Here is a 4,585-nt window from a genome sequence, read left to right as displayed (position 1 = left end):
TCTCCCGTTAGTGTGCGCCATCAACTTCCCGACGGGCCCCACAGGCCGGTACCCCCAGGGTAACCAGATTGAGGATCAGCATATGAAGGATATGGCGCTGTGGAATGAAGGCGACTGGATCGCTTCGATAGCAGCTGTGGGCCTGTTCGTTGTGCTGGCCATCGGGGCGGGCATTGCCACGCGCAAGAGCGAAGAAGTAGTCGGGCATCCGCGCGGGCTGTTCGTCTTGTTCTATGCCGAAATGTGGGAGCGCTTTTCCTATTACGGCATGCGCGCGTTGCTGATCCTCTATCTCACCAAGCACTGGCTGTTCGACGACAGCAAGTCGAACCTGATCTACGGCGCCTACACCAGCCTAGTTTATATCACCCCGGTACTCGGAGGCTATCTCGCCGACCGCTATCTCGGCCAACGCAAGGCCGTGCTGTTCGGGGGCGTCCTCCTCGCCCTTGGTCATGGCTTCATGGCGGTCGAGGGCAATGGCGGACAGGGCGATCCGGCAATCAACGTGTTCTGGCTCGCGCTGGCGCTGATCATCGTCGGCTCGGGCTTTCTCAAGGCCAACATCTCGGTAATCGTAGGGCAACTATACAAGCTCACCGATGTTCGTCGCGATGGCGCCTATACGATCTTCTACATGGGCATCAATGTCGGCGCTGCGCTCGGCACGATCCTGGTCGGCTATCTTGGTGAAACGATCGGCTGGGGTTACGGCTTTGGGCTGGCCGGGATCGGGATGGTCCTGGGCCTGATCATTTTCGTGATCGGCAAGCCCACGCTGCGGGGCAGGGGCGAACCGCCCGCGCCGCTGTCGCGCCAGACCGAGTTCCTGCTTTACGGAACCGGAGTGGTCGCGGTCGGCGGTTTGTGGCTGCTGATCCAGTACCAGAGCGTGGTCGGGACGATCCTGCTGGTATCGGGAGTTGCCTTGTTGCTCTATGTCCTGTTCGAGGCCTTCAAGCTCGAAAAGGAGCCCCGTGAACGCATCTTCGCAATTCTGTTCCTGATCGCCCTGCAGCCGCTGTTCTGGGGCCTGTTTGAACTCGCTGGCGGCAGCCTGACGCTTTACACCGACCGCTATGTCGATCGCGGAGGTGTGCCGACCTCGCTGTTCCAGTCGATCAACCCGATCTACATCGTCCTCCTGGGACCGTTGTTCGCTTGGGCGTGGACTACGCTGGGCCGTAAGGGCCTCGAACCGTCGACGCCGATGAAGTTCGGACTCGCGCTGCTACAGATCGGCCTCTCGCTGCTGGTGCTGGTCTGGGGTACCAACAGTATGGGGGCCGCGGGGACATACGGCGAGGAAGCCATCCTAGTGACGCCAGTGCTGTTCATCTTCCTGCTCTACCTCCTGGCAACGACTGGCGAACTGTGTCTCTCGCCGGTTGGCTTGAGCGCAATGAATCGCCTCGCGCCGCGCCACCTCGCCAGCCTGATCATGGGCGCGTGGTTTTTTGCGACCGCCGGCGGCAATTTCGTGGCCGGCCTGATAGGCGAGGCGACCGGCGGCGAAGGCGGGGAGATGACACAACAGGCCTCGCTCGAGATTTACGGGCAAGTTGGCTGGATTTCGATCGCGGTCGGCTTCGGCGTGATGCTGATTTCGCCGCTGGTCAAACGCCTGATGCATCTCGACACCTTGAAGGACGACGATGTCGGTACTGGTCTTGCGGGCCAGCGCGAGGCAGGCGAGCCGCAAGCTGCCGGAATCCATCCCGCGACGAAGCCATGATGGCAGCGAAGCGGGTCAAGTCGGGCAAGTCTCTGGCTGCAGCTGCGGTACTCTTCGCCCTCACGGCCTGCACGAATGACGGGGAGGTAAGGAGCACCGGCGCGTCGCCCCAGGCAGCGGCCGAAGCGCCTTACCCCTCCACCTACCAGCCCTATCCGGGCGTGCCGACCGCGCTGGTCGGCGCGACCGTCTATGACGGCACCGGCGCGTCGATCGCAAACGGGACCGTCCTGTTCGCCGATGGCAAGGTCGTGGCCGCAGGCGGGCCCGAGACGGCCATTCCCGACGGCTATCGCCGGATCGACGGCAGCGGGAAATACGTCACCCCCGGCATCATCGACATCCATTCGCATATCGGCGTCTATCCCCTGCCCGGGGTCGAGGCCCACCAGGACGGCAACGAAACCTCCAATCCGACCACGCCGGAAGTGTGGGCCGAACACAGCGTGTGGCCACAGGACCCGGCCTTTTCGCGCGCGCTCACCAATGGCGGGGTAACCAGCCTGCAGATCCTCCCCGGCTCCTCGAACCTGATGGGCGGGCGCTCGGTCACGCTCAAGAATGTCGCCTCGCGCACGGTGCAGGGGATGAAATTCCCCGGCGCGCCATACAGCCTCAAGATGGCCTGCGGCGAAAACCCCAAGCAGACCTATGGCGGCAATGGCGGCTCGCCGTCGACCAGGATGGCGAATTTCGCGATCAACCGGCAGACCTGGCGCGATGCCCGGAAGGCCGCCGCAGGCGACCGCAGCGAGCTGAGCCTGGGCATGGATACGCTGGTCGGCGTGCTCGACGGCGAGATCCTGGTCCAGAACCATTGCTATCGCAGCGACGAGTTGGCCTACGTGCTCGATATGGCGAAGGAGTTTGGCTACCGGGTCAGCGCCTTCCACCATGCGAGCGAGGCTTACAAGATCGCCGACAAGCTGCGCGAGGCGGATGTCTGCGCGGCGGTCTGGGCCGACTGGTTCGGCTACAAGATGGAAGCCTATGACGCGATCCCCGAAAACGCGGCGCTGCTGCACAATGCGGGGGCCTGCGTGGTGATCCATTCGGATGACGATCACCTTGTCCAGCGGCTCAACCAGGAGGCAGCCAAGGCCCAGGCTTCGGGCCGCCGGATGGGGATCGACATTCCCGACGGCGAGGCGATCCGCTGGGTCACGCTCAACCCTGCCAAAGCGATGGGGATCGACGCGATGACCGGTAGCCTCGAACCCGGCAAGATGGCCGATGTGGTGATGTGGAACGGCGATCCGCTGTCGGTCTATTCGCGGCCCGAAAAGGTCTGGGTCGATGGGGCGCTGCTCTACGATGCAGATGATCCGAAATTGCGCCCGGTCAGCGATTTCGAGCTCGGCCAACCCGGTGAAGGAGACGTGAAATGAAGCATCTCCTCGCTTCGATCGCCGCCTGCGCCATACTGGCGGCGGGCCAGGCCGCGGCGCAGGATTTTGCCGTCAGCAATGCCACGCTCGGGCTGGGCGATGGCAGCGAGCCGATCACCGGCGGGACGGTGGTCGTGCGCTACGGCAAGGTCGCAGCGGCAGGGCGCGGCGTCGCCGTGCCCGCCGGAATCCCGGTGATCGACGGCACCGGCAAATGGGTCACCCCCGGCCTGTTCCTCCCCGTCACCGACCTGGGCCTGTACGAGATCGAAAACGCCCATGACAGCAACGACCGCGACGGGTTCGAGTCCGATTTCAGCGCGTCGCTCGATGTCGCCCCGGCGATCAATGCCGACAACGAGCATATCCGCGTCACGCGGGCCGCCGGGGTCACGCGGGCGAGCGCGATCTCGTTCCCGTCCAATTCGATCTTCGCCGGTCAGGGGGCGGTGATCGACCTCGGGCAGGATCACGATGCCGTAGCCCGGCCCCGCGCGTTCCAGCTGGTCTATCTCGGCGAGCAGGGCGCCAGCCTCGCTGGCGGCAGCCGCAGCACCGCCTATGTCGAACTCGACAACGCACTCGCCGAAGCGATCGGCTATGCCGCGGGGCGGTGGGACGGCGACCGGGCGAAGCTGTTGCGAATGGATGCCAAGGCGCTCGGCCCGGTGGTCGAAGGCGAACAGCAGCTCTATGTCTGGGTCGAACGCGCCACCGATATCCTCTCGACGCTGGCGCTGCGCGAACACTATCCCAAGCTCGATTTGGTGCTGGTCGGCGCGGCCGAAGGCTGGCGGGTGGCCGACAAGATCGCCGCCGCCGGAGTGCCGGTGGTCGCGGTCGGGCTCGAAGACCTTCCCGAGAGCTTCGAAAAGCTCGCTGCCACCCAATCGAATGTCGGGCGGATGCGCGATGCGGGGGTCAAGGTCGCGCTGGGCGGGTTCCAGGGAACCTACGATTTCCCGCGCTACGCCCCGCATTATGCCGGGAACCTCGTCGCGCTCAATCGCGTGCCGGGCGCGACCGGCCTCACCTGGGGCGAGGCGCTGGCGACGATCACCTCGGTCCCGGCCGAGATCAGCGGCATGAGCGGCGAAGCGGGGGTGCTCAAGCCGGGCGCCCACGGCGATGTGGTGATCTGGAACGGCGATCCGCTCGAAGTATCGAGCGCGCCCGAGCGGGTGTTCATCGACGGGATCGAGCAGGAGCTCACCAGCCACCAGACGCGCCTGCGCGAACGTTATCGCAGTCCGGGCGAAGGCGACTTGCCCAAGGCCTATGAATGGTGAGATGATCCCCTTTCATAGACTGGAAGGGTAGGGGGTTCCCATGGACGATGCGCTGGTTTCGCTGGTCGCCGCTTCGATCGCCTTTGTCGGCAGCCATTTCGCGATGTCGCACCCGCTGCGCGCGCCGATGGTGAAGCTGCTCGGCGAAAAGGGCTTCCTCGGCGTCTATTCGC

At 64.7% G+C, this 4,585-nt stretch carries 3 protein-coding genes and 1 pseudogene; all 4 read left to right on the top strand.

Annotated elements, in window-relative coordinates; translation table 11 throughout:
* The first annotated feature begins 82 nt into the window (after positions 1-82).
* On the top strand, positions 83-1,735 hold the full coding sequence (locus tag AC16XC_RS07620; protein WP_484034048.1) for a peptide MFS transporter: 1,653 nt from the start codon (positions 83-85) through the stop codon (positions 1,733-1,735).
* Positions 1,732-3,123, top strand: a complete 1,392-nt coding sequence (locus AC16XC_RS07615) for an amidohydrolase (protein WP_484034047.1) — start codon at positions 1,732-1,734, stop codon at positions 3,121-3,123. Before AC16XC_RS07620 ends, AC16XC_RS07615 begins: the two co-directional genes overlap by 4 nt.
* Entirely contained in the window at positions 3,120-4,412 is a 1,293-nt protein-coding gene (locus AC16XC_RS07610; RefSeq protein WP_484034046.1) for an amidohydrolase family protein, read from the top strand. Before AC16XC_RS07615 ends, AC16XC_RS07610 begins: the two co-directional genes overlap by 4 nt.
* A gap of 40 nt (positions 4,413-4,452) precedes the next feature.
* Positions 4,453-4,585 (top strand): annotated as a pseudogene (locus tag AC16XC_RS07605) (NnrU family protein); the annotation flags it as partial.

It is taken from the genome of Candidatus Andeanibacterium sp., assembly GCF_057143545.1.
The sequence above is the reverse complement of the archived record's forward strand: the minus strand, read 5'-3'. Positions and strand labels throughout refer to the sequence as shown.

Bases quoted from the DNA above. Each gene is read 5' to 3' on its own strand.
- AC16XC_RS07620 (WP_484034048.1), top strand. From the start codon at position 83: ATGAAGGATATGGCGCTGTGGAATGAAGGCGACTGGATCGCTTCGATA.
- AC16XC_RS07615 (WP_484034047.1), top strand. From the start codon at position 1,732: ATGATGGCAGCGAAGCGGGTCAAGTCGGGCAAGTCTCTGGCTGCAGCT.
- AC16XC_RS07610 (WP_484034046.1), top strand. From the start codon at position 3,120: ATGAAGCATCTCCTCGCTTCGATCGCCGCCTGCGCCATACTGGCGGCG.